At 71.3% G+C, this 23,492-nt stretch carries 23 protein-coding genes and 1 tRNA gene; 7 read left to right on the top strand and 17 right to left on the bottom strand.

The features are described from left to right. Positions 1–39: 39 nt before the first annotated feature. Positions 40–876 (top strand): type IV toxin-antitoxin system AbiEi family antitoxin domain-containing protein, encoded by an 837-nt coding sequence (locus tag RI211_RS05555; protein WP_315638496.1) that lies wholly within the window; start codon positions 40–42, stop codon positions 874–876. Positions 877–1,340: 464 nt separating this feature from the next. Here the strand turns inward: RI211_RS05555 and phoH2 are convergent, their stop codons facing one another. From phoH2 to RI211_RS05540, 3 genes are all read right to left on the bottom strand, one after another. Continuing rightward, on the bottom strand, positions 1,341–2,723 hold the full coding sequence (gene phoH2 / locus RI211_RS05550; RefSeq protein WP_396654914.1) for an RNA 5'-3' helicase PhoH2: 1,383 nt from the start codon (positions 2,721–2,723) through the stop codon (positions 1,341–1,343). 158 nt (positions 2,724–2,881) lie between these two features. Next, positions 2,882–4,012 (bottom strand): aminotransferase class V-fold PLP-dependent enzyme, encoded by a 1,131-nt coding sequence (locus tag RI211_RS05545; protein WP_280566561.1) that lies wholly within the window; start codon positions 4,010–4,012, stop codon positions 2,882–2,884. Positions 4,013–4,046: 34 nt separating this feature from the next. After that, complete coding sequence (locus tag RI211_RS05540; RefSeq protein WP_187664116.1) at positions 4,047–4,826, bottom strand: isoprenyl transferase; 780 nt, start codon at positions 4,824–4,826, stop codon at positions 4,047–4,049. Between the two features lie 96 nt (positions 4,827–4,922). On the opposite strand from RI211_RS05540, the gene trhA reads away from it, so the two are divergent. Further along, a complete protein-coding gene (gene trhA, locus RI211_RS05535; protein WP_268777787.1) occupies positions 4,923–5,654 on the top strand; it encodes a PAQR family membrane homeostasis protein TrhA in 732 nt (243 codons plus the stop codon). A gap of 7 nt (positions 5,655–5,661) precedes the next feature. On the opposite strand, the gene RI211_RS05530 is transcribed toward trhA, so the two are convergent. Continuing rightward, positions 5,662–5,949, bottom strand: a complete 288-nt coding sequence (locus RI211_RS05530; protein ID WP_315638497.1) for a hypothetical protein — start codon at positions 5,947–5,949, stop codon at positions 5,662–5,664. A 68-nt stretch (positions 5,950–6,017) separates the two neighbouring features. On the opposite strand from RI211_RS05530, the gene RI211_RS05525 reads away from it, so the two are divergent. Together RI211_RS05525 and greA are read left to right on the top strand one after the other, a co-directional pair. Next, positions 6,018–6,404 (top strand): DUF4307 domain-containing protein, encoded by a 387-nt coding sequence (locus RI211_RS05525; protein ID WP_187663591.1) that lies wholly within the window; start codon positions 6,018–6,020, stop codon positions 6,402–6,404. 97 nt (positions 6,405–6,501) lie between these two features. Further along, positions 6,502–6,993 carry a transcription elongation factor GreA gene (gene greA, locus RI211_RS05520; protein ID WP_136051615.1) on the top strand — a complete coding sequence of 164 codons (492 nt, stop codon included), beginning with the start codon at positions 6,502–6,504 and terminating at the stop codon, positions 6,991–6,993. Between the two features lie 65 nt (positions 6,994–7,058). On the opposite strand, the gene ilvA is transcribed toward greA, so the two are convergent. Both ilvA and RI211_RS05510 read right to left on the bottom strand, forming a co-directional pair. Further along, positions 7,059–8,288: a threonine ammonia-lyase gene (gene ilvA, locus RI211_RS05515; protein ID WP_187663590.1), complete on the bottom strand. Its 1,230-nt coding sequence runs from the start codon at positions 8,286–8,288 to the stop codon at positions 7,059–7,061. Continuing rightward, positions 8,285–9,481 (bottom strand): AI-2E family transporter, encoded by a 1,197-nt coding sequence (locus RI211_RS05510; protein ID WP_315638498.1) that lies wholly within the window; start codon positions 9,479–9,481, stop codon positions 8,285–8,287. Before RI211_RS05510 ends, ilvA begins: the two co-directional genes overlap by 4 nt. A gap of 85 nt (positions 9,482–9,566) precedes the next feature. Between RI211_RS05510 and RI211_RS05505 the strand changes: the two genes are divergently transcribed. Both RI211_RS05505 and RI211_RS05500 read left to right on the top strand, forming a co-directional pair. Further along, the gene (locus RI211_RS05505) at positions 9,567–10,826 is read left to right on the top strand and encodes a winged helix-turn-helix domain-containing protein (RefSeq protein WP_315638499.1); all 1,260 of its coding nucleotides are present in this window, start codon (positions 9,567–9,569) and stop codon (positions 10,824–10,826) included. Beyond that, positions 10,823–11,722, top strand: a complete 900-nt coding sequence (locus tag RI211_RS05500) for a hypothetical protein (RefSeq protein ID WP_315638500.1) — start codon at positions 10,823–10,825, stop codon at positions 11,720–11,722. The genes RI211_RS05505 and RI211_RS05500 overlap by 4 nt, the downstream gene beginning before the upstream one ends. Positions 11,723–11,731: 9 nt before the next feature. Here the strand turns inward: RI211_RS05500 and RI211_RS05495 are convergent, their stop codons facing one another. From RI211_RS05495 to RI211_RS05485, 3 genes are all read right to left on the bottom strand, one after another. Beyond that, on the bottom strand, positions 11,732–12,298 hold the full coding sequence (locus RI211_RS05495) for a LemA family protein (RefSeq protein ID WP_136051621.1): 567 nt from the start codon (positions 12,296–12,298) through the stop codon (positions 11,732–11,734). A gap of 88 nt (positions 12,299–12,386) precedes the next feature. Next, positions 12,387–13,700, bottom strand: a complete 1,314-nt coding sequence (locus RI211_RS05490; protein ID WP_315638502.1) for an FAD-linked oxidoreductase, L-gulonolactone oxidase family — start codon at positions 13,698–13,700, stop codon at positions 12,387–12,389. Then, the gene (locus RI211_RS05485; RefSeq protein WP_315638503.1) at positions 13,697–14,941 is read right to left on the bottom strand and encodes an alanine racemase; all 1,245 of its coding nucleotides are present in this window, start codon (positions 14,939–14,941) and stop codon (positions 13,697–13,699) included. The genes RI211_RS05490 and RI211_RS05485 overlap by 4 nt, the downstream gene beginning before the upstream one ends. 64 nt (positions 14,942–15,005) lie before the next feature. Between RI211_RS05485 and RI211_RS05480 the strand changes: the two genes are divergently transcribed. After that, positions 15,006–15,078: transfer RNA gene (locus tag RI211_RS05480), tRNA-Leu, on the top strand. A gap of 4 nt (positions 15,079–15,082) precedes the next feature. Here RI211_RS05480 and RI211_RS05475 read toward each other — a convergent pair. From RI211_RS05475 to RI211_RS05440, 8 genes are all read right to left on the bottom strand, one after another. Next, a complete protein-coding gene (locus RI211_RS05475; RefSeq protein ID WP_315647706.1) occupies positions 15,083–15,937 on the bottom strand; it encodes a cation-transporting ATPase in 855 nt (284 codons plus the stop codon). 199 nt (positions 15,938–16,136) lie between these two features. Beyond that, positions 16,137–17,219 (bottom strand): hypothetical protein, encoded by a 1,083-nt coding sequence (locus RI211_RS05470; protein WP_313366439.1) that lies wholly within the window; start codon positions 17,217–17,219, stop codon positions 16,137–16,139. 163 nt (positions 17,220–17,382) lie between these two features. Continuing rightward, positions 17,383–18,894 (bottom strand): NAD(P)/FAD-dependent oxidoreductase, encoded by a 1,512-nt coding sequence (locus RI211_RS05465; RefSeq protein ID WP_315637512.1) that lies wholly within the window; start codon positions 18,892–18,894, stop codon positions 17,383–17,385. 25 nt (positions 18,895–18,919) lie between these two features. Continuing rightward, the gene (locus RI211_RS05460) at positions 18,920–20,239 is read right to left on the bottom strand and encodes a S8 family serine peptidase (protein ID WP_187663581.1); all 1,320 of its coding nucleotides are present in this window, start codon (positions 20,237–20,239) and stop codon (positions 18,920–18,922) included. After that, positions 20,236–20,778 carry a DUF501 domain-containing protein gene (locus RI211_RS05455; RefSeq protein ID WP_187663580.1) on the bottom strand — a complete coding sequence of 181 codons (543 nt, stop codon included), beginning with the start codon at positions 20,776–20,778 and terminating at the stop codon, positions 20,236–20,238. The genes RI211_RS05460 and RI211_RS05455 overlap by 4 nt, the downstream gene beginning before the upstream one ends. 48 nt (positions 20,779–20,826) lie before the next feature. Continuing rightward, complete coding sequence (locus tag RI211_RS05450; RefSeq protein WP_259952142.1) at positions 20,827–21,255, bottom strand: FtsB family cell division protein; 429 nt, start codon at positions 21,253–21,255, stop codon at positions 20,827–20,829. A gap of 182 nt (positions 21,256–21,437) precedes the next feature. After that, positions 21,438–22,718, bottom strand: coding sequence for a phosphopyruvate hydratase (gene eno / locus RI211_RS05445; protein ID WP_187663578.1), 1,281 nt, complete (start codon positions 22,716–22,718; stop codon positions 21,438–21,440). A 112-nt stretch (positions 22,719–22,830) separates the two neighbouring features. Beyond that, positions 22,831–23,490 carry an O-methyltransferase gene (locus tag RI211_RS05440; protein ID WP_315637511.1) on the bottom strand — a complete coding sequence of 220 codons (660 nt, stop codon included), beginning with the start codon at positions 23,488–23,490 and terminating at the stop codon, positions 22,831–22,833. Positions 23,491–23,492: the final 2 nt, after the last annotated feature.

Genomic DNA, 23,492 nt, shown 5'->3' with positions numbered 1-23,492 from the left:
CGGGCCCCGCCGTGACGCCGGAGGACGCAGAATCGGCGAATGCTCGATCCCGTCTCGACCCTTCACCGTCTCGGAGGCATCGCCCGCGGTCGCGACCTCGGGGCTTTCGGAATCTCTCGCTCCGCCTTGTCCCGCGCGGTGCGCGCCGGCCGGATCCATCGGGTCCGCGCGGGGGTGTTCGCAACCCACGACCTCGACGCGACGGTGCTCACGGCGGCTGCCCACGGAGGGGCCATCAGCTGCGGCCCCGCGCTACGTGCCCACGGAGTCTGGGTGCTATCGGAGAGCGATGCGCCGCACGTCTGGCTCGGTCGCAACGGCCGCGCGCACCCGCACATCGAGTGCAGGTGCATCCCGCATCATTTCAAGGGGCGCACCCGGTTCGGCATCGTGGCTGTCGAGGACGCGCTCCGGCACCTGCACGTGTGCGAGGGTGACGAGGCTTTCTTCGTGTCCTTCGAGTCGGCCTGGCGGCAGGGACTGATCGGGCGGACCGCACGAGCCCGGATCCGCGCCGCGCTGCCCCGGTCCGCGCGTTGGCTCGTGGACTTCGCCCGTTCCGACGCGGACAGCGGTCTGGAATCCCTCCTGCGCCTCCGTCTCCACATCCTCGGCGTCCACCTCGCGACGCAGGTCTCGATCCCCGGTGTCGGCCGCGTCGATTTCGTTGTCGACGGTCGCCTCATCATCGAGGTCGACGGCCGCGAGCACCACGGTGCTCCCGAGATGCGTCACCGCGATCTCTCCCGCGATGCTGCGGCATCGCGACTCGGGTACGAGACGCTGCGCTTCGACTACGCCCAGGTCGTGCACGACTGGCCCATGGTTCAGGCTGCGATCGAAGGGGCTCTGCGCCGGGCCCGCGACCGCGTCTGACCGCGGTTCCGCCCGCACGGCCCCGTTCCGCCCGTACGGCCCCGTTCCACCTGCACGACCCCGTTCCGCGTGCACGACCCCGTTCCACCTGCACGACCCCGTTCCGCGTGCACGACCCCTCTGGCCCCGGCAGCCGGCCGACGGTGCAGGATCGTGCAGGTGTCGCTACCGACGTCCGAGGGCCCGCGGGACGGATGCACGAGCTGGGTACGCCTGCACGACGGAACACCCCTGATCGACCCACCACTGTCGTCGATCGTGCATCCGGGAGATCGTGTATCCCGACGGGACCGTGTATCCACCGGCTCGTGTGACGTGGGGTCTGGACCTCCAGGTGCACGAGCCCGACATGGGTGCACGATCGAAGAGGCCGGTGGGGCCAACAGGCGGGACGAGATCGTGCGGCCGGGACGCGATCGTGCGGGCGGGCCCGGGTCGTGCAGAGCCCGCCCGCACGGATCGGGTCAGCTGAGCTCGCCGCCCTCCAGGAGGTCCGTGACGAGGGCGGCGATGGCGGAGCGCTCCGAGCGGGTCAGCGTGACGTGTCCGAAGAGGCCGTGTCCCTTGAGGGTCTCGATGACGCTCGCGATGCCGTCGTGCCGACCGACCCGGAGGTTGTCGCGCTGCCCGACGTCGTGGGTGAGGATCACTCGGGAGTTCTGGCCCATCCGGCTGAGCACCGTGAGCAGCACGTTCCGTTCCAGGGACTGCGCCTCATCCACGATCACGAAGGCGTCGTGCAGGGACCGTCCGCGGATGTGGGTGAGCGGCATGACCTCCAGCAACCCGCGCTCCACGACCTCGTCGATGACGTTCCCGGAGACGACGGAGCCGAGGGTGTCGTACACCGCCTGGCCCCAGGGGTTCATCTTCTCCCCCTGGTCGCCCGGGAGGTATCCGAGCTCCTGGCCTCCGACGGCGAACAGCGGACGGAACACGATGATCTTCTTCTGCTGCTGCCTCTCCAGCACGGCCTCCAGACCCGCGCACAGCGCCAGCGCGGACTTGCCGGTGCCCGCGCGTCCGCCCAGCGACACGATGCCCACCTCGGGGTCGAGGAGCAGGTCGATCGCGATGCGCTGTTCGGCGGAGCGCCCGTGCATGCCGAAGATGTCCCGGTCCCCGCGGACGAGCCGGAACTCGCCGTCGCCGGTGACCCGGCCGAGGGCCGATCCGCGCTCGGAGTGGATGATGAGGCCGGTGTTGACGGGGAGCCCGTGCACGTCCTCACTGATCCCGACCTCGCTCTCGTAGAGGTCGCTGATGTCATCGCCGGAGAGGTCGAGGGTGGCGATGCCGGTCCAGCCCGAGTCGACGGCCTGCTCCGCGAGATACTCCTCGGCACGCAGCCCGAGGGACGCCGCCTTCACCCGCATCGGGAGATCCTTCGACACGATGGTCACGTCCTGGCCGTCCTGCGCGAGGTGCATCGCCACGGAGAGGATGCGGCTGTCGTTGTCACTGAGGCGGATGCCGGCCGGGAGCACCGAGAGGTCGGCGTTGCCGAGCTCCACGCGGAGGGTGCCGCCCTCGCCGACCTCCACCGGGAAGTCGAGGCGGCCGTGCTCGACGCGGAGGTCGTCGAGGTGACGCAGCGCCTGGCGGGCGAAGTAGCCGATCTCCGGGTCGTGCCGCTTGCCCTCGAGTTCGGTGATGACGACCACCGGGAGCACCACGGAATGCTCCGCGAAGCGGAAGAGCGCCTGCGGATCGCTCAGCAGGACCGAGGTGTCGAGGACGTAGGTGCGCAGATCCTGATCGGGTTCTACGGCCGCGGCCTGTCTCGTCGTCTGACGGGTGGACTGCTGCGCGGTGCTGGTGGACTGCTGCGCTGAACGTGTGGTCACGACCCACTCCCGACCCGGGGATTCCCGGCTATTCGAACGAGTCGACCAGGGGGTCACGAGTCGCGAACCTGAGGCCGACCCGACCGGGCGCCTTGCCCGATGCCTTGAAGGTACGACCGCCCGGGCGTTTTCCACGGACAAGACACGCCAGCGATTCGTTACGGGACGATGAACGATTCCTTGCCGAACGCGCCGAGGGTCTCATCGAGCAGTGCGAGGGTCTCGGCGTCGGTGCCCGCGTGCGGTGCGACGCGGATCGACTCGCCACGCGCCGTGACGACCAGTCCGGCGTTCGCGAGGGCCGCCGCGAGCCGAGCGGGTTCCTCCGGTGCGAGGGCGACGATCCCCGCGCGCTCGGTGCGGTCGCGCGGGGAGACGACGGCGATCCCATGGCGGTCGGCGGTCTCGATCACCGCGTCCACCTGCGCGGAGACCCGCTCTTCGATGGCCGCGACGCCGGCGTCCCTGACATCACGTGCGCCGGTTGAGAGCCGGCCGGCGGCGAGCGTGTCCGGCACGCTGATCGTGTACGCCTTCGCGTCCGGTGCCGGGGCGGGCAGCTCGTCGACGAAGAGTCCGCTCGCCGTCGTCCCGGTGATGCCGGAGAGCACGGGCGCGATGCGCTCGCGCGCCTGCGGCGAGAACCAGGCGAACCCGGTGCCCCGGCCCGCGCGCAGCCACTTGTACCCGTGCCCGACGACGACGTCCGCGACGCTGTAGTCGGCGTCGATCACACCGAAGGACTGCACGGCGTCGACGATGAGGAGGCGGTCCGGGCCGAGGACGTCACGCAGCGCGGCGAGGTCGGCACGGTAGCCGGTGCGGAAGTCGACGTGGCTGACGGCGAGGGCGACGACCTCGTCGTCGAGGACAGCACTGACGGCGTCGGGAGTGACCCGTCCGTCCTCGGGCGTGATCCACCGTGGTGTGACCGCGCGGCCGGACGCGGTCGCCGCGCGCTCCAGAGTGAGGCTCACACTCGGGAACTCCGCCGTGCTCGCGACGACCGCGCCGGAGACCCCGTAGAGCGCGTGCATGAGGCCGTGCGTCGACGACGGCTGCAGCGTGACCTCCGCGGCGTCGGCGCCGAGGAGTTCGGCGATGACCTCCTGCGCCTGCCCGATCCGCTCTCCCACGAGGGCCAGCGACGACGGCCGCCCGCTGCCGAGCAGGTCCGCGTCCGCGAACACCTCGGCACGGACCGAGGGTGACACGGGGCCGAACGCCGCCCAGTTCAGGTACCCGGGCTCGGCGTCGAACGTTCCGATGTAGTCGTCGAAGGAGCTCACTGCGTCATTGTGACACGCGCGCGCGGTTCCCGGATCAGCGTCCGAATCGGCGGTCGCGGTCGGCGTAGTCGCGGATCGCGCGGAGGAAGTCGACCTGGCGGAGGTCCGGCCCCAGGGCCTCGACGAAGTAGAACTCGCTGTGCGCGCTCTGCCACAGCAGGAAGTCGCTCAGCCGCTGCTCGCCGCTCGTGCGGATCACGAGGTCGGGGTCGGGCTGGCCGCCCGTGTAGAGGTGCTCCCCGATCATCTCCGGAGTGAGGTGCGCCGCGAGGTCTTCCAGCGTGCCACCCGATGCCTCATGCTTCGTGATGATGCTGCGCACCGCGTCGACGATCTCGTTCCGGCCGCCGTAGCCGACCGCGAGGTTCACGTGCAGTCCGGTGTGGTCCTTCGTCCGCTCCTCCGCGTCGGCGAGCACCCGTGCCAGTTCGACGGGGAGGATGTCGGAGCGGCCGACGTGCTTGACCCGCCAGTTCCCCTTCTGCGAGAGGGCCTCCGCGAGTTCCGCGATGATCTCGATGAGGTCGGCGAGCTCGGCCGAGTCCCGTTTGCGGAGGTTGTCGCTGGACAGGAGGTAGAGCGAGACGACCCGTACCCCGAGCTCATCGCACCAGCCGAGGAACTCCTGCATCTTGGCCGCCCCCGCACGGTGCCCTTCGGCCGGGGTGTCGAATCCGAGCTGCCGCGCCCACCGGCGATTGCCGTCGATCATCATCGCGACATGGTGCGGAACGGAGGCCGGATCGAGCTGACGACGCAGCCGGCTGGTGTACAGCCGGTACAGCGGTCCCCGCCCCGGGCTCTCGCGTGACATCACCCACCTACGCTACCCTGCCCCGGTCTTCCGCGCCGGTGCAGAACCTGGGGACATGTACGGGGCGGGGCATGCGCAGCCGCTTAGAGTGAGCACGTGAGCACTTCCGACCAGACCGGCGCCGACGTCCCACAGCTGCCGCTGCTCGAAGCGGCGGCCGCCGATGCGGCGACCGAGATCAAACCGACATGGCGCGGCTGGATCCACGCCGGCACGTTCCCCGTCGCGCTCGTCGCCGGCATCGTCCTCGTCGCCGTGTCGCAGGGCGCCGCGGCGAAGTGGGCCGCGGTGGTCTTCATGGCCACCTCGCTGCTGCTGTTCGGGAACTCGGCCGTGTACCACCGCTTCAACTGGCGGCCGCGGGTCAAGGGCATCCTCAAGCGGATCGACCATGCGAACATCCTGCTGCTCATCGCCGGCACGTACACGCCGCTCGCGACCCTGGCGCTGCCGCCGGCGAAGGGCGTCCTGCTGCTGACGCTGGTCTGGAGCGGAGCCCTGCTCGGCATCCTCTTCCGGGTGTTCTGGATCCACGCGCCGCGCTGGCTCTACGTCGCGCTGTACCTGCTGCTCGGCTGGGCCGCGGTGATGTACATCGTCGACCTGCTCGACGCCAACGTCGCCATGATGGTCCTCGTGATCGTCGGCGGTCTGCTCTACACGGGCGGCGCCATCGTCTACGCGCTGAAGAAGCCGAACCCCTGGCCCGGACACTTCGGCTTCCACGAGATCTTCCACGTGTGCACTGTTCTGGCGTTCCTGTGCCACTGGACGGCGTGCCTGCTGATCGCCCTGCACCCGCTGTCGCCGTCGCTCGGCGCGCCCTGAGCCGGGGTCAGCGCTCGCGCGGCTCCTCATCGGACGCGGCCGGACCTTCCGGTGCGGTGCGACCGTCGTCCGCGGCGTTCTCGGCGGCGCGGGCGGCCTCTTCGGCGTCGAGCTCCTCGCGGACCTCTTCGCGGTACCGCACCCGGCGGATCCGGCGGTTCATGTCCCAGATCAGCAGGATCACGGCGATGAGCACGAAGACGATCACCGCGAAGCCGGCGAAGCCCGGCGTGACCGACTCCGGAGCCACCGTCATCGACGGTGTCGGCATCGGAGTCTCGGAGAGGAAGCGCATGAATCGGCCTTTCGTACGCAGGTCGCATAACCTGGTAACTCCAGCCTAACGACCGGAAGACCCCACCTGTGACGACCGCCCTCCAGCTCGACGAACGCTATGGCCGCACCCGCCGCCGCCGGTGGCCGTGGTTCCTCGCCGGGGCCGTCGCCCTGCTCCTCCTCGCCGCCCTCGCCTGGTCCACCGTGAGTCAGTCGATGAGCTCCGTCGATGCCGACGATCTGGGCTTCGAACTCGTGGACGAGCATGCCGTCGACCTCCGCTTCCAGGTCACCGGCGTCCAGGGCAAGGACGTCGTCTGCGTGCTCGAAGCCCTCGACGAGGAGTTCGGTGTCGTGGGCTGGAAGATCGTGGAGATCCCGGCCGGAGACGCCCACTCGCTCACCCGTGCGGAGCGCATCCCGACCGTCGCGGAGGCCACGACAGGTTTGGTGAACACCTGCTGGGTCGCCTAGACTGATGCCAGACAGACGACGCCCCGGCACCGTGCCGGGGCGTCTTGGCATATCCCCCGCGGCATCTCGGCGGGATCCCGATAGAAGGAGCTTCGTCATGTCCACCGATGCTCAGGTCCCCTTCCTCACGCAGGAAGCCTACGACCGGCTCGTCGCCGAGCTGGAACACCTCTCCACCGTCGGCCGCGACGAGATCGCCAAGCGCATCGAGGCGGCCCGCGAGGAGGGCGACCTCAAGGAGAACGGCGGCTACCACGCGGCGAAGGACGAGCAGGGCAAGCAGGAGGCGCGCATCCGCACCCTGGAGGCGCTGCTGAAGACCGCGAAGGTGGGCGAGGCTCCCGCCAGCCGCGGCATCGTCGAGCCGGGCACTGTCGTGACCGCGGTCGTCGCGGGCGGCGAGGAGGTCTTCCTCCTCGGCAGCCGCGAGATCGCCGCCGCCGGCAGCGACCTCGACGTCTACAGCGAGGCCAGCCCGCTGGGCCAGGCGATCCTCGGCCTCAAGGTCGGTGAGTCCTCGTCGTACGAGGCGCCGAACGGCCGCTCGATCAGCGTCGAGATCGTGAAGGTCGAGACCTACACGGGCTGACGCCTCTTCTTCACGACGCACCCCCTCGACCGCGACGGTCGGGGGGTGCGTCGTATCGGGCGGACTCAGTCCGGGACGACGATGGGCGCGAACCCGGCGCGACGGAGGGTGTCCAGCGTGTGGGCCGAGTGCTCCGCCCCGCGGGTCTCCACGCTCAGTTCGAGGATGACCTCGCTGATCTGGAGTCCGTGGCCGTGACGGGTGTGCATGGCCTCGATGACGTTCGCTCCCGCCTCCGCGATGAGCTCGGACACGCGGGCGAGCTGACCCGGACGGTCGGGTAGCGGGATGCGGATCGTGAGGTACCGCCCGGAGGCCGCGAGGCCGTGCGACACCACCCGCTGCAGCAGGAGCGGGTCGATGTTGCCGCCGGACAGCACCGCCATCGTCGTGCCGGTCGCCGACACGCGTCCGGAGAGGATGGCGGCGACGCCTGCCGCACCGGCCGGCTCGACCACGACTTTCGCCTGTTCCAGGAGCACGAGCATCGCGCGCGCGAGGTCGTCGTCGGAGACCGTGACGACCTCGTCGACGAGCTCCTTGATGATCTCGAACGGCACGGCGCCCGGTCGCGCGACGAGGATGCCGTCCGCGATGGTGGGGCGCGTGACGATGTCGACCGGCTCCCCGGCCGCCAGCGACGGCGGGACGGCGGCCGCGTTCTCCGCCTGCACACCGATCACGCGGATCGTGCGACCGAGTTCCGCGGCTTTGGCCTTCACCGCTGCGGCGACGCCGGCGATCAGCCCGCCGCCGCCGATCCCGAGGACGACGGTGTCGATCTCGGGCGCGTCCTCCAGCAGTTCCAGGCCGAGCGTGCCCTGCCCGATGACGATGTCACGGTGATCGAAGGGATGGATGAGCACGGCACCGGTGCGCTCCGAGAACTCGGCGGCCAGGCGCAGCGAGGTGGCGACCGTCTCCCCCTCGAGCACCACGTCCGCGCCGTACCCGCGTGTGGCGAGGAGCTTCGGAACCGGGACCCCGAGCGGCATGAAGATCGTCGCGGGGATCCCGAGTGCCTGGGCGGCCAGGGCGACGCCCTGTGCGTGGTTCCCGGCCGAGGCCGCCACGACGCCGCGGGAGCGCTCCTCCGCGCTGAGCCGGGAGAGGCGGTAGGCCGCACCGCGGATCTTGAAGGAGCCCGTGCGCTGCAGGTTCTCCATCTTCAGCAGCACCGGGGCGCCGAGCGCATCGGACAGCGCCCGCGAGGGCAGGGTCGGGGTGTGCGAGATCACCTCAGCCAGACTTCGAGCCGCGTCCTGGAACTCGGTCAGGCTGGGGACTGCGCTCATCGATTCCTCCGTCTCCGCTCGCGCGGAACTGTGCTCCAGATCAGGTCTCCGCTCGGCCCGACGCCGGTGCGCCAGGATCCCGAGCTGATGGTCACCGCCGCCACGTTCACGAACGCGGCCAGCGGGACGGCGAAGAGGGCGCCGGGGATCCCCGCGATCATCGCGCCGCCCGCGACCACGAGGACGACGGCGAGCGGGTGCACCTTGACGGCGGAGCCCATCATGATCGGCTGCAGGATGTGACCCTCGATCTGCTGCACGGCCAGCACGACCACGAGCATCCAGAGGGCGATCCACGGGCCGTTGTAGACGAGCGCGAGGAACACGGCGACCGCACCGGTCACGACCGCACCGACGATCGGGATGAACGAACCGAGGAACACCAGGACGGCGACGGGCAGCGCGAGCGGGACCTGGAGCAGGAAGGCACCGAGGCCGATGCCGATCGCGTCGATCGTCGCCACGAACAGCTGCGTCCTGGCGTAGTTGACGATCGTCGTCCAGCCGTTGCGCGCGGCACCGTCGACAGCGGGACGGGCCTTCCGGGGGAAGATCCGGAGCGTCCAGCGCCAGATGCCGGCGCCGTCCGCGAGGAGGCAGATGAGGATGAACAGGGACAGCAGCGCTCCCGTGGCGACGTGCCCCACGGTGGTCCCGATCGCGAGGGCCCCTGTCCAGAGGACCTGTGCCTGCTCGCTGATGAAGTCGAGGCCCTGCTGCAGATAGTCCGCGATCTGCGTGTCCGACAGACTCAGCGGGCCCTCGTGCAGCCAGACCTGGAACTGGTCCAAGGCCTCGGTCGTGCGCTGCTGCACGTCGGGGAGCTGGGCGCGCACCTGCCACACCACGAGCCACATGAGTCCCGTGACGATCGCCGCGGTGCCGATGAGCGAGACGGCGATCGCGAGCCAGCGCGGGAACCCGTGGCGCAGCATCCAGGAGAACGCCGGCCACAGCAGGGCGGTGATGAGGATCCCGACCATGAGCGGGATGACGAGGAGCTTGAGCAGCATCACCAGCCAGATGAAGACGCCGATGGCCGCTGCGATGAGCAGCAGGCGCCAGGCGTAGCTCGCCGTGATGCGCAGAGGCAGCGGCACCGCTTCGTCGGCTTCGGTGGTCACGGTCCGATCGGTCACCACGGGGCGCGGACGGAACAGATCGCGCAGCCGGGGTTGCTGGTCCTCGCTCATCGCCTCAGTCTACGGTCATGCCGTATGCCGTTCGACGCATCTTGCGCGCGGCGACGATGTCGGATACCGGGGATACGCTGGCGGCGTGACCGACACCCTCAGTCCCGCTCAGGCACGCCGGATCGCCCTCGCCGCCCAGGGCTTCACCCGCGCACGTCCGGCCACCGTCTCCGGGCGCCATCTGCACCGCGTGATGGACCGGCTCGGCGTGCTGCAGATCGACTCCGTCAACGTGTTCGCCCGGTCGCACTACCTCCCGCTGTTCTCCCGTCTCGGCGCCTATGATCCCGCGCTCCTCGACCGCCTCTTCCTGTCCCGCACGACCCACTACGTGGAGTATCTCGCTCATGAGGCGACTTTCATCCCCGTCGACGACTGGCCCCTGTGGCGGTTCCGCATGGACGACTTCCGGCGACGCTGGTCCGCGGAGGACTCCTGGCTCCGCTCGAATGCCCGGACGGTGGAGTGGGTCCAGGACGAGCTTCGCGCGCGCGGACCCCTGCGCCCCGTCGACCTCCGTGCCGATGCCCCGCGCGAGCGCGGCACCTGGTGGGACTGGGACGAGGTCAAGCTCGCTCTCGAGCATCTGTGGCGCACGGGCGATGTGGCCGTGAGCGGGCGCCGGGGGTTCGAACGCACGTACGCCCTCGCCGAGCAGGTCATCCCGGACGGCATCCGGTCCCGGGAGATCCCGCGGGAGGACGCCATCCGCGAGCTCGTCCGGCGTGCGGCGCGCTCCAGCGGCGTCGGCACCGCGGCCGATCTCGCGGACTACTACCGTCTCCGCGACCGCGCTGCGGTGACGGCGGCGATCGCCGACCTCGTGGACACCGGAGAGGTGCAGCCGGTGAGCGTCCGCGGCTGGGAGCGTGGTGGCAGACCTCTCCCCGCCTGGCGGCACCGGGCCGCCGTGCTCCCACGCCGGGTCGAGACCGCCGCCCTGCTGACCCCGTTCGATCCGGTGGTGTGGTTCCGGGAACGCGCCTTGCGCGCGTTCGAACTCGATTACCGCATCGAGATCTACGTGCCGGCCGCGAAGCGCCGCTACGGCTACTACTCGCTGCCCGTGCTCGTGGGCGACCGGATCGGGGCGCGGGTCGACCTCAAGGCGGACCGCGGCGCCTCGACCCTCCAGGTGCAGTCGGCGTGGTGGGAGCCGCAGGCACGCCCTGGTGACGCCGAGCCGATCGCCGCGGAGCTCCTGCGGGCCGCGCAGTGGCAGGGCCTCGAGCAGGTGTCGGTCTCCGGGTGGGGGGACGCGACCGCAGCCGTCCACGCGGCGCTCGCCTCGACCGCGCCGGGCGTGGTGCAGCGTCATATCCACGTACGCGAGGGTGTCGCATGACCCGTCGTCGCCGGTGGCTCCTGGCGGGTCTCGTCGCGGTCGTCGCCGTGGCCGCAGCGGTGTGGTGGGGCGTCTCCACGCTCCGCTCGCCCACACCGGAGGAGGCCGCGCGGGACTACGTCCGGGCACTGGAGACCGGCGATCCGGAGGCGGTCACGGCGACCGGGACGGCGGTGTCCGACCGCGCCCTCGCCGCGTTCGCCGGGGCCGCCTCGACCATCGAGGACGCTCAGGTCACGGGGGTCCGCGACCGCGACGGCGAGGTGTCAGCGACCGTGACGTTCCGGCTCGACGGTGACGAGCACGAGGCACGGCTGAGGCTGGATCAGGAGGACGGGCGCTGGGTCGTCGACGCCTCCGGTCTCGGCACGCTCCGCGCCACGACGACGGTCGGGACGGCCGTGCAGGTCGGCGACGCCGTCCTCCCGGAGGCGGAGGATGCGGCGCTGCTGCCTGCCGTGTATCCCGTGGCGGCCGCGCCCCTGGCGCTGCTGACGGGGACGACCGAGGCCGTCGTGCTGCCCGGAGGCGACGCCACGGCGCCAGTGACCGCCGCGCTCCGCCCCGAGGCGACCGAGGCCGCGCAGTCGCAGCTCGAGGCCTACCTGGAGACCTGCACGGCCGGTGGAAGCGCGATTCCCGAGAACTGCGGCATCCGGATCCCCTGGGGCACGGAGTTCCGAGAGGTCTCCGATGTCGCCTTCCTCGTCGAGCGGTTCCCGATGGTGACCCTCACCCCGACGACGTTCGCCGCCGACGACGGCGTCCTCGAGGCGACCGTGACCGGCACCGGACAGGACGGGACGACGCGGTCGGTCACCTATCGCAGTACCGCATGGAGCGTGCGCGGAGGCGTCGAGATCACCGCAGACGAACTCGCCCTCACCGTGTGGTGAGGGCGAGGATCAGAACTGCACGCGCGGCGGCTCGGAGATGGCGCCGCTGTCGGCGACCTCGAAGAACTCGCGCTCCGTGAAGCCGAGCCCCTTGGCGAAGAGGTTGTTGGGGAACACCTTGATCTTCGTGTTCAGCTCCCTCACCCCGCCGTTGTAGAAGCGCCGCGCGGCCTGGATCTTGTCCTCGGTGTCGACGAGGGCCTGCTGCACCTGCAGGAAGTTCTGGCTCGCCTGAAGCTGGGGGTAGGCCTCGGCCACGGCGAAGAGGCTGCGCAGCGCCTGCTGCAGGTGCCCTTCGGCGATCCCCGCCTCACCGGGGCTGCCGGCGGAGAGGGTCTCGGCACGGGCGCGGGTGACGTTCTCGAACACCGCCTTCTCGTGCGAGGCATAGCCCTTGACCGTCTCGATGAGATTCGGGATGAGGTCGGCACGGCGCTTGAGCTGGACCGTGATGCCGCTCCAGGCTTCGTCCACGCGGACGTTCAGCTGCACCAGCGAGTTGTACGTCGCCCAGAGATAGACGCCGACGAGCAGGATCACCCCGACGACGATCAGTACCGGCACGAGCCATTCCATCAGTGCCCCACCCTTTCCCGTGTTTCTCTCATCCTAGACGCGGTGCCTGCACGTGGACTGGGGACTCGGCAGCTCGCCGGCCCGCGCATCAGCTGCCCAGAACCCGCTCCAGGTACCGGTTCGTGAACCGGCGCTCCGGATCGAGGCGGTCGCGCACTGCCACGAAGTCGTCGAAGCGCGGATACCGGTCACGCAGGGTCTCGTGCGTCAGCGTGTGCAGCTTGCCCCAGTGCGGGCGGCCGCCGTGCGCCAGCATGATCTCCTCCACCGCGCCGAAGTAGACGGTCGGGTCCGCCCGCCAGTACCGGTGCACCGCGATGTACGCGGTCGCGCGGTCGTGCGCCGTCGAGAGCCAGCGGTCGTCCGCCGCCGCGAACCGCACCTCCACGGGGAATTCGATGCGCCAGCCGCGCTGTGCGATGAGCTCCTGGAGGGCGCGGAACGCCGGCACGACCTCGGCGGCCGGCAGCGCGTACTCCATCTCGCGGAACCGCACGGTCCGACTCTGGGTGAGCACGCGGTTCGACAGGTCGGTGTACTCGCGGTCCCCGGTGAGCCGCACGGCGAGCCTGTTGAACGGCGGCGTGATCGCCGGGACGGCCTGTCCCGCCGCGCAGACGACGCGGTACACGCCGTTGGCGAGAAGGGTTTCGTCCACCCACCGGCCCACGATCGGCAGAGGCTTTCTCCGCGTCGACTCGGGCAGCCGCGATTGCCGCTTGGTCAGTGCCACGTCGGTGTGCGGGAACCAGTAGAACTCGAAGTGGTCGGCCGCGGCGACGCGCTCGTCGATCGTGGAGAGCACATCGTCCAGGGGCACCGGCTCGTCGATCGCATGCATCACGAACGTCGGCACGCACTGCAGCGTCACCTCGACGATGATGCCGAGCGCACCCAGCCCCAGGGCGACCGCCGGCAGCAGCTCGGGACTGTGCGCCTCATCGATGCGGAGGAACTCCCCGTCCGCGGTGATGAGGGTCACCCCCACCACCTGCGTGGCGAGACCGCCGAAGCCGGCGCCGGTCCCGTGCGTGCCCGTGGAGATCGCGCCCGCGATGGATTGCCGGTCGATGTCGCCGAGGTTCTCCATCGCGAGACCGTAGCGCGCGAGCAGCCCGGGGATGCGATGCAGCCGCGTGCCGGCGAGGAGCGTGACGTGTCCGCTCGCGACGTCCGCCGAGACGAGGCCCTGGAGATCGTCGAGTTCGAGGAGCACACCGGGCGCGACGGCGATCCCGGTGAAGCTGTGACCGGCGCCGACCGCTTTGATCGTCAGCCCCTGCCGCGCCGCTGCCCGCACGGCGCGCTGCACGCCTTCGGGGCTGCGCGGGCGCTCGACCCGGACCGGGCGGACGGACGCCGATCGGCCCCAGTTCTGCCAGGTGCCGCCGATCCTCGTCACAGGAACGCCTTCCCCTCGCCGCGATACGTCGGCAGCTCGTCGACGACCTCGTCGCCGGAGACGAGGTGGTAGGCGGCGATGCGCTCTGCCGGTTCGCCGCTCTTGGCGTGACGGAACCAGACGCGATCGCCGACGCCCAGGGTCGCGGCGGTCGGCCCCTGCACCGGCGTCTGCACCTCTCCGGCCGCCTCCCGCGGAAGCGTGCGGAGGTTCGCCGGCCACACCGGGCGCGGCTGCCGCGAGGCGACCGCGGGACCGGAGGCGATCCAGCCGCCGCCCAGCACGGTGGCGATGTCCACCGCGGGACGGCGCACGACGTCGAAGGCGAACGCGGCGGCCGGTGCGGGCCGGAAGGACCGGTACCCGTCGAACAGGTGTCCCCCGAGCAGGCCGCTGCCCGCGCTGGCCTCGGTGAGGGACTCGTCGCTGCCGCTGAACTCGAGGGAGCCGGTCCCCCCGCCGTTGAGGAACTCGAGCGGCGTCACCGCGCCGACCGCCTCGACGATCGCCGCTCGCCGCTCCCGCAGCTCATCACGCGACCGGGCCTGGACTCGACGGATGAGCGGCCCATCGGGGCCGGCGTCGCCCTGTCCCGCGATCTGCGCGTCGTACATCTGCAGCCCCACGAGGCGGAAGCCGGGGCGCGCCGCGACCTTCCGAGCGAACGCCGCGACCTCACCGGCCGAGAAGAGGGCCGAGCGGCGGACGCCGATGTGTCCGAGCAGCGCCGATCGCCAGGACGCGTCGACGTCGATCGCCACCCGGAGCTCGGGCCGCGCCGAAGGAGCCGCAACGCTGTCGACGAGATCGAGGTGCACCGGGTCGTCGATCATGAGGGTGATGCGCTGCGCCGCCTGTTCGTCGGCGCAGAGCCGTTCGAGGGCGGCCCGGTCGACCGTCGGGTAGCCCAGCACGATGTCGTCGTGCGTCTCCGCGAGCCAGAGGGCCTCCTCCAGCGTGAACGCGAGGATGCCGCGGAAACCCGGGAGGCGCAGCACGGCATCGAGGACCGCACGCACCCGCACCGACTTCGACGCCACCCGGATCGGCAGACCGCCCGCACGGACGAGCAGGTCCATCGCGTTGTAGCGGAGGGCCTCGCGATCGATCACCGCGACCGGCGCCGGAAGATGCCCGGTCGCCGCCGACAAGCGCGGCCAGTAGCGGCCCGGGTCCTCCCATTCGGGGGCGACCGCGGGGCCGCCCGGGACGGGGCTCAGTTCGTCGGTGAGGTCGAGCACTCCCCCACCCTATGGCCTGAGCCCCGCCGGGTCACGACCCCGCCGACGATAGGCTGGCCGCGCGGCCCCCGTAGCCCAATGGCAGAGGCAGGCGACTTAAAATCGCTTCAGTCTGGGTTCGAGTCCCAGCGGGGGCACCCGTCACCGTCCGAGGATGTCGCCGATCCCGGGGATGCCGAGATCACCGAGCCGCTCCCCCCAACCGGTCGCCGCCTCGCCGAGCCCCGACACGGCCTCGCCGGCCGAGCCGAGGATCTCGTCGGCGCCGCCGGCCAGAGCATCGAGGTCGGCGCCGGAGGCCAGGGCCTCGAAGTCCACGCCGAGCCCCGCCGCCTGCTCCAGGAGCGGTGCGGCCACGGTGCTCACGACGGCGCCGCCGGCCACGACGCCCAGCACGCCGACCGCCGCGCCGCCCGCAGCGACCGCGGCCCCGCCCGCACCGCCGCCGCGGACACGGGAGAGGAGTCCGCGCAGACGGCCCGGTCGCATCGCCTCGGCCCGTCCGGCCGCGCGGGCGAGGTCGTCAGGGGAGGACGAGCGCGGCCGCTCTTCCGTGGGGAGCTCGGCCCGCATGCGGGCCTCGACGTGCTCCCGCTGCGTCGGCGTGAGGCGCGTGAAGGCCTCGCGATGGATCTGCTCGATCCAGTGGGGGTCGGCCGTCTGCAGGAGGTAGTCGTAGCGGGCGATGGCCGCACGGTCCGCCGCGGCGACGTCGCGCCCGCCGGCGGCACCGGGGGCCGGGGGTGGGGCGTACGTGCCCGAGGTGGACGCTCGTGCGCCACCGGGACGGGCGTCCGCAGCCGAGGAGGCGGCAGGAGGCGTGGTCGGGCGCTGCGGCTGGGGGTCCTGGGCTCGGACGGCGTCCACCGCGCCCCGGATCATCCCGCTCCAGTCCGTCGAGGGGCGAGTGCCGTCGCCGGCACGCGCACCGGGGCTTCCGCCCTTCGCATCGATGGCATCGGTGGCGAGGCGGATCAGGCGGGAGAGCTTCGACATGGGGGTCCCTTCGTGGGACGGGCCGCCGTTCTCCGCGACGTCGGGCGACGACAAGGGTTCCGGGCAGCCCGCGATTCGGGTGCCAAGGTCTCCTCCACCCTCGCGGGCCAGCGGGCCGGGGCACGATGACATGCCCGTCATGACGACGTCGCTGCAGACGGGAGTACTCCCCTTGCCTTCGACACGCTAGCGAGGCGGCCTATGGATCGGCTCCATGCTCCGGCACGGGGAGGGAGCCGCCGAGGATCCCGGTCATCTCCTCATACAGCGTCTGGAACGCGTCCCGGAGCTCCGCAGCGCCATCCGGTCGCCCCGCGGCCGGTACCGCCTCCGGCAGCGTCCCGAGGGCGAGGGTCGCCGCCGCCTCCCGTGCCGCCGCCGCGCCGAAGCCGTCGGACGGCCGCCCCCGATCCGATGCCAGGACGAGCTGGTCGCGCAGCACTCCCGCCACCCCGAGGAGCACGGCGGCCGCGCGCAGGTGGCTGCGAGCGACCTCCGTGCCGAGAAGGCGGTCGTGCATCATGCGTGCGAATCGGCGGGCATGCGGCGTCGGAACGTCTCGCCGCGCGCGAAGGCGCCAGCTGTCCGCCGCGCCCGGCACGGCCTCGTAGGAGAGCGGCTCTCCATCCCGCAGATGCACCACCGGGATCGAGGGCGGCGCGAGGAGCGTCTCGCGCTGCCACCAGTCCGCGGGAGCGACCGCGGCGGGGAGGAAGGCGGTGCCCGGAGCGTGCGTCCCCGGCCGGTCGGGCTGCACGAGATCGGCGGTACTGGCGAGCAGAGCGAGGCCGCGTTCCCTCGCGAACCGATGCAGCAGCACTCCCGCAGGGGCGACCTCGCCGACCTGGAGGGAACGCGCGAACTCCGCGGCCTCGGGGAGCGGGAGCACCACGGCGACCGCCGACGGGTCGGGTCCGGGCGGCATGAGCCACGGGCGGCCGGAGAACGCCGCCACCCGGAGGGCGTGCGAGGCGTAGCCGTCTCCGGGGGTGAAGAGTCTCAGGGCCGCCCCGGGCCGTCCGGCGATCGCCTCGTGCACCTGCGCGATGAGACGCGGGTGCGGGCGCACCGCGGCGTCGAGTACCAGATGGTGGGTGGCTCGTCGTGTCCATGGCTGCCACGCCCCGGCCTCGGCGCCGACACCCGCCTCCGTGTTCGTGCGGCTGATGCGGACGAGCGCGCCGTCGAGCTGTTCCGCGAGCCGCTCCGCCCGCTCCTCGTCGCCCGCAGCCGTCCGGATCGACACACTGACGGTCGGCGACTCTCCCCCGTGCGCGCTCACCGGACCTCCTCCCAGCGTCGTCCGGGGGTGCGTGCACACGCCCTTCCCGAGCACTCTGCGAGCGTACAATGTGAGATGTTACGTCGCCAACTCTCGCCGCCCCGCGAACGGAAGAAGGCCCCGGCGCTCACGCGCTCAGGGCCTTCTCCTCAGAACCGGGTGGTCACTTCGCCGCGGCGGTCTCCGCGGAGTCCTTCGACGAAGGGGCCGGAGCCTTCTTGGCTGCGGGCCGCTTCGCGGCCGGCTTCTTGATCTCTGCAGGCGTCTCGGCCGCGGGGGCAGCGGCCGGCTTCTCGGCGGCCGGAGCCTTCGCCGCCGGGGCACCAGACGCCGGAGCAGTGTCCGCGGGTGCGGCGGGACGCGGGCGGGCGGCGAACTCCTCGAAGACGTAGCGAGGGTTCTGCACCGTCTGCAGGTTCACGAGGTCACGGCCCAGCCACAGGTTGTTCCACCAGCCCCAGAGCACGCGCCACTTGCGCTCCCACGTCGGCATCGCGAGGCCGTGGTAGCCGCGGTGCGCGAGCCAGGCGATGAAGCCCTTGAGCGCGATCTTGCCGGACTGGAAGACGCCGTTGTACAGACCGAGGCCCGCGACAGCGCCGAGGTTCTTGTGGAAGTACTCCTTGGGGCTCTCGCCGCGGAGCACGGCGACGACGTTCTTGGCCAGGAGCTTCGCCTGACGCACGGCGTGCTGGGCGTTCGGGACGCAGAAGCCGCCCACGCCGCCACCCGAGAGGTCGGGGACGGCCGAGACATCACCGGCGGCCCAGGCGCCCTCGACGAACGCCTCGGGCGTACCGACGCGGAGGTCGGCACGGGTCTGGATGCGACCGCGCTCCTCCACCGGCAGATCGCCGCCGCGCACGACGGTCGGGTTGGCCATGACACCGGCGGTCCAGACGATGACGTCCGTCGGGATGACCTCGCCGGTCGAGAGTTCGACGTTGCCGTCGATGGCACCGGTGACCTGTGTGTCGAGGTGGACGTTCGCGCCGCGCTTGGCGAGGTCCTTGAGAACCCACTCGCTCGTCTTCAGCGAGACCTCGGGCATGATGCGCCCCATGGCTTCGATGAGGTGGAAGTGCGTGTCCTCGAAGCTCAGCTGCGGGTACTTGCTCACCAGCGAGGAGGCGAGCGAGCGGAGCTCCGCGAAGACCTCGATACCCGCGAAGCCACCGCCGACGACGACGACGGTCAGCAGGCGGTCGCGCTCGGGGCCGGCCGGGAGGGAGGCGGCCTTGTCGAAGTTCGACATGACCTTGTCGCGGATCGCGACGGCCTCTTCGATCGTCTTGAGCCCGATGGCGTTGTCGGCGATGCCCGGGATCGGGAACGTGCGCGAGACGGCGCCCGCGGTGACGACGATCTGGTCGTACGCGAACTCGTACGGCTCGCCGACGGGCGGCGTGATGGTGGCCACCTTCTGCGCGTGGTTGATGTTCGTGACCTTGGCGGTGAGCACGTGCGTGCGCTTCAGGTGACGGCGGTGCGCGACGACCGAATGCCGGGCCTCGATCGATCCGGCGGCGACCTCGGGGAGGAACGGCTGGTACGTCATGTACGGCAGCGGGTCGACCATGGTCACATCGGCCTCGCCCTTGCGCAGGTGCTTCTCGAGCTTCCACGCGGTGTAGAAACCCGCGTACCCTCCGCCGACGATCAGGATCTTGGGCACAGTGCTGTTCTGAGGCACAGAAGAACTACTCCTCGGAGTCGGGATTGTGGCGTACGGGAACGCGCGCCGATCGGATGCGCCGGGCAGCTGCGGTGACGCCAAGCGCTACCAGGATACCAGGGACCGTGAGGGCGATGAGCGGCAGGGTACCGTAGCGCAGGGAATCGGCGCTGGGAAGCAGCGGTGAACCGGGCTCGGTCGGTGCATCCGCATCCGGCAGCGGCGGGATGTCCACGGGGGCGAGGGTGGGCTCGGGGGTCGGCGCGCTGTCCGCGCGGCGGAACAGCCGCACCCATTCGGCCAGGTCGCCCATCGGGTTCTCGCTGACGGTCGGGATGTTCGCCGAGATCGCCGCGTCCGCGTCCACGAGCCCGAAACCGTACAGCGGGTCCCGTGGCTTCTGCGCATCGGCCACCGGCATCGCCGTCTTGATGATGCGGTTGATGACGTCGTTGGCCGAGATGTCGGGATGCGCCGAGCGGATGAGTGCGGCGACACCGGCCACGATGGGGGCAGCGCCGCTGGTCCCGCTCCAGGAGACGACCTCGCCGTCCGCGGACACGCCGAGCAGGCCCTCGCTCGGCGCCGAGATGCCGATGGTGATGCCCTGGGTCGAGGCCTCGATGCTGGCCGTTCCGGTCTGGTCGACACCGCCGACCGTGAGCACGCCGGGGATCGTGGCGGGAGCGCCGATGATGTTCGTGCCGCTCCCCCGGTTGCCGGCCGCGACGACGACCACGACATCGTGCTCGAAGGCGTAGAGGAACGCGTCGTCCCAGCTCTCGTCCCAGTCGAGGGTGTTCGTCGTGAACGACAGGTTGATGATGTCGGCGCCGTGATCGACCGCCCATCGGATGCCCTTGGCCACCTGCTCGGTGAACGGCACGGCCGCCGCGGCGCCGAAGCCGACCGAGACCGAGAGCAGGTCCGCCTCCGGGGCGACGCCGATCATCCCGGTGCCGTCGGGCTTGCCTCGCCCGGCCGCGAGCGACGCGACCCAGGATCCGTGGTTGCCGTCCACCGCACCGAGCGGCGTGCGGCCGTCGGGGGTGCCGGCTCCGGACACGTCGGTGCCGCCGACGACCGCCTCGCCGAAAACCTGCGGCACCTTGCCGATGCCCGTGTCGATGACGGCGATGGTCACGCCCTCGCCGCGCGTGGTCTGCCAGGCCTCCCTGATGCCGGCGCCGTCCAGCCAGTACTCCGCCGCGCGGATCGGGTCGGCGGGGTCGTCGGCGACCGGCGGCGGCGTGGGGGTCGGCGTGGCGGTCGACCCGAGGAGCAGGACGGATGCCGCCACCGCCACGAGGGCGACGGCGCCGCGCAGCACCCGCCGCCGCGTCATGCCGAGCGTGCCGGATCGTCGCGGAGGGCGGCGCCGGGCTCCTCGCAGCGGCACACCTCGGGAGACCAGGAGCTGCGGGCGAGCGCGGCGTCGCCGATCGGGTTCACACCGGCACCCGCCGCCAGGGCGTGCCCGGCGAGCGCGTGCAGGCACTTCACCCGCGTGGGCATGCCTCCGGCAGAGATCCCGTCGATCTCGGGCACCTCGCCGAACTGCGCCCGGTCCGCGAGATAGGCCTCGTGCGCCGCCTGATAGGCCGCGGCCACGGTCTCATCCTCGGCGAGCAGCCCCGCCAGCTCGGGCATGACCTGGTTCGCCTCGAGCGTGGACATCGCCGCCGTCGCGGCCGGGTGCGTCAGGTAGTAGAAGGTGGGGAACGGCGTGCCGTCCGGCAGGCGCGGAGTGGTGGCCACCACCGTCGGGTTGCCGCACCGGCAACGGGCCGCGATGCCGACGACTCCGCGGGCGGGCCGCCCGAGCTGGGTCGACACGACGGCGAGCTCGGCGGAAGTGGGCGCGGGGAACGGCGGAGTGGTCACCCCACCAGCGTAGGGGAGCCGTCCGGGAGGATGCTCGGAGCCGGACCCTCAGCCGGCGGTGGCAGCGGTGTCGCTCAGGCCCGCGGAGACGAGGGTGCGCAGCAGCTGCGGCATCCAGTCGGCCGGCTTCTCCTCGAGCGTGTCGCTCACCGGCTCCTGCTCCCGCGGGAGGGCGGAAGGATCGAGGTCGTTGTCGATGAGGTACACGACCTCGCCCGGCTTGACGTAGTAGAGCCGCTCACGGGCCTGCGTCGTGATGTACGCGGGGTCGTCCCACCGCTCCCGCTCCGCGGTCAGCGCCGCGATCTCGTCTTCGCTCACCTGCACGGACTGCTCCAGCGCGGCGATCTTCTGCCGCTGGTCGATGAAGGTCCCGAGCGTGGGGACGAGCACCCAGGCGCCCAGCACGACGAGGGACAGCATGATCACCGAGAACGCGGACAGCCGGATGCCGGATGCCCACTCGCGCACGTCCACGCGTGGCGCGGTCGTGGCGGCCTCGCGGGGCCGTCGCGACCTGGACGATGCGGGGCGGGCAGGGGCCGCCCCGGGAGACGGCGAAGGAGGAGCCGGTCGTCGTGCCACGGCTCCTCCTTCGTCTCTGCCGCCTTCCGGGCGGCGCGGTCGTGCCGCGGAAGCGGCGTCGCTGTCTCGGGCGCTCAGGCCCGGTAGCGCGGGAAGGCCGAGCGGCCGGCGAAGACCGCCGCGTCGCCCAGCTCCTCCTCGATGCGCAGCAGCTGGTTGTACTTCGCGACGCGCTCGCTGCGCGCCGGGGCGCCCGCCTTGATCTGGCCGGCGTTCGTCGCGACCACGAGGTCCGCGATCGTCGTGTCCTCGGTCTCACCCGAACGGTGCGAGAGCATGGCGGTGTAGCCCGAGCGCTGCGCGAGGCTCACCGCGTCGAACGTCTCGGTGAGCGTGCCGATCTGGTTGACCTTCACCAGGAGCGAGTTGGCGACGCCGCGCGTGATGCCGTCGGCCAGACGCTGCGGGTTCGTGACGAACAGGTCGTCGCCGACGAGCTGCACCTTCGAGCCCAGGGCGTCGGTGAGGTGCTTCCAGTTGTCCCAGTCGTCCTCCGCGAGGGCGTCCTCGATCGTGACGATCGGGAAGTCGTTGACGAGACCGACGTAGTACTCGGTGAGCGCCTCGGCGTCCCAGTCCTTGTTGTCGAGACGGTAGACGCCGTCGGTGAAGAACTCGGTGGCAGCGACGTCGAGGCCGAGCGCGATGTCGGTGCCGGGGGTGAAGCCCGCCTTCTCGATCGCCTTGACGAGGAAGTCGAGGCCCTCGCGGTTGCTGGGCAGGTCGGGGGCGAAGCCGCCCTCGTCGCCGAGACCGGTCGCGTAGCCCGCGGCCTTCAGCTCGGCACGCAGCACGTGGTAGGTCTCCACGCCCCAGCGCAGCGACTCGGAGTAGGTCTCCGCGCCGATGGGCGCGAGGAAGAACTCCTGCATGTCGATGCCGTTGTCGGCGTGCTCGCCGCCGTTGATGACGTTGAACAGCGGCACGGGCAGCACGTGCGCGTTGGGACCGCCGAGGTAGCGGAACAGCGGCAGGTCGGCGGAGTCGGCGGCCGCCTTGGCCACGGCGAGGCTCACGCCGAGGATGGCGTTGGCGCCGACGCGCTTCTTGTTGTCCGTGCCGTCGACCTCGATGAGGATCTCGTCGACGATGCGCTGCTCGCTCGCCTCCACGCCCTCGATGGCCGGGCCGAGCTCGTCGATGACGGCCTCGACGGCCTTGAGCACGCCCTTGCCCGAGTAGCGGCTCTTGTCGCCGTCGCGCAGCTCATATGCCTCGAAGGCGCCGGTCGAGGCGCCGGAGGGGACGGCCGCGCGCTGCACGATGCCGTCGTCGAGGAGCACCTCCACCTCGACGGTCGGGTTTCCGCGCGAGTCGAGAATCTCGCGTGCGCCTACAGCCTCGATCAGTGCCACTGATGTGCTCCTTGTTCAGGATGGAAGGGTGTGTGGAGCGTCGTCGATCCGCGCCCAGTCTATCCCCGGCATCGGACGGCTCCCGGAGATGAAGCGGGGCGATGCACCGGAGTCACACGACGAGGGCGAGCGCGATGCCGTCCCACCCCTTGATCCCGACCGTCTGCAGCGCCGTGGCGTCGAAGCGCGGGTCCTCCCCCAGCATCCGCAGGCCCGCGCGGGTGCCGTTGACCTTGGAGTCCATCGAGTCGTCGCGGACGATCTCGCCGTCGCGGCCGATGTTGTCGAGCACGACCACGGTGCCGGGGTGACCGAGCTTCGCGGCCCAGTCCAGGTAGACGGTGTTCGACTCCTTGTCGGCGTCGATGAAGACCAGGTCGAAGGCGCCGGTGAGGGTCGGGAGCACGTCGGCTCCGCGCCCGATCCGGATGTCGACCCGATCCCCCACCCCGGCGGCATCGATGCTCGCGCGGGCGACGGCGGCGTTGTCGGCCTCCGCCTCGATCGTCACCACTCGTCCGTCCGGTCCCACCGCTCGCGCCATCCAGATCGTCGAGTAGCCGCCGAGGGTGCCGATCTCCAGCACGCGGCGCGCACCGCTCATCCTCACGAGGAGGTTCAGCAGCTTCCCCGCGACCGGGGCGACCTCGATCTCGGGGAGCCCCGCGGCCCGCTGCGCCTCGAGCGTCGCCTCCAGGGCCGGGTCCGTGCCCACGAGCGTGTCGGCGAGGAAGGTGTCGGCGCGGGCCCAGGCGGCGGGAGTGGATTCCATGT

The organism is Microbacterium meiriae (assembly GCF_032364335.1).
Lineage (GTDB): Bacteria > Actinomycetota > Actinomycetes > Actinomycetales > Microbacteriaceae > Microbacterium > Microbacterium meiriae.
The sequence above is the reverse complement of the archived record's forward strand: the minus strand, read 5'-3'. Positions and strand labels throughout refer to the sequence as shown.

Coding starts and splice junctions, on each gene's coding strand:
- RI211_RS05510 (WP_315638498.1), bottom strand. CDS start 9,481: ATGAGCGAGGACCAGCAACCCCGGCTGCGCGATCTGTTCCGTCCGCGC.
- RI211_RS05495 (WP_136051621.1), bottom strand. CDS start 12,298: ATGGAATGGCTCGTGCCGGTACTGATCGTCGTCGGGGTGATCCTGCTC.
- RI211_RS05540 (WP_187664116.1), bottom strand. CDS start 4,826: ATGTCACGCGAGAGCCCGGGGCGGGGACCGCTGTACCGGCTGTACACC.
- RI211_RS05475 (WP_315647706.1), bottom strand. CDS start 15,937: ATGTCGAAGCTCTCCCGCCTGATCCGCCTCGCCACCGATGCCATCGAT.
- greA (WP_136051615.1), top strand. CDS start 6,502: ATGTCCACCGATGCTCAGGTCCCCTTCCTCACGCAGGAAGCCTACGAC.
- RI211_RS05530 (WP_315638497.1), bottom strand. CDS start 5,949: ATGCGCTTCCTCTCCGAGACTCCGATGCCGACACCGTCGATGACGGTG.
- RI211_RS05440 (WP_315637511.1), bottom strand. CDS start 23,490: ATGGAATCCACTCCCGCCGCCTGGGCCCGCGCCGACACCTTCCTCGCC.
- RI211_RS05555 (WP_315638496.1), top strand. CDS start 40: ATGCTCGATCCCGTCTCGACCCTTCACCGTCTCGGAGGCATCGCCCGC.
- RI211_RS05460 (WP_187663581.1), bottom strand. CDS start 20,239: ATGACGCGGCGGCGGGTGCTGCGCGGCGCCGTCGCCCTCGTGGCGGTG.
- RI211_RS05500 (WP_315638500.1), top strand. CDS start 10,823: ATGACCCGTCGTCGCCGGTGGCTCCTGGCGGGTCTCGTCGCGGTCGTC.
- ilvA (WP_187663590.1), bottom strand. CDS start 8,288: ATGAGCGCAGTCCCCAGCCTGACCGAGTTCCAGGACGCGGCTCGAAGT.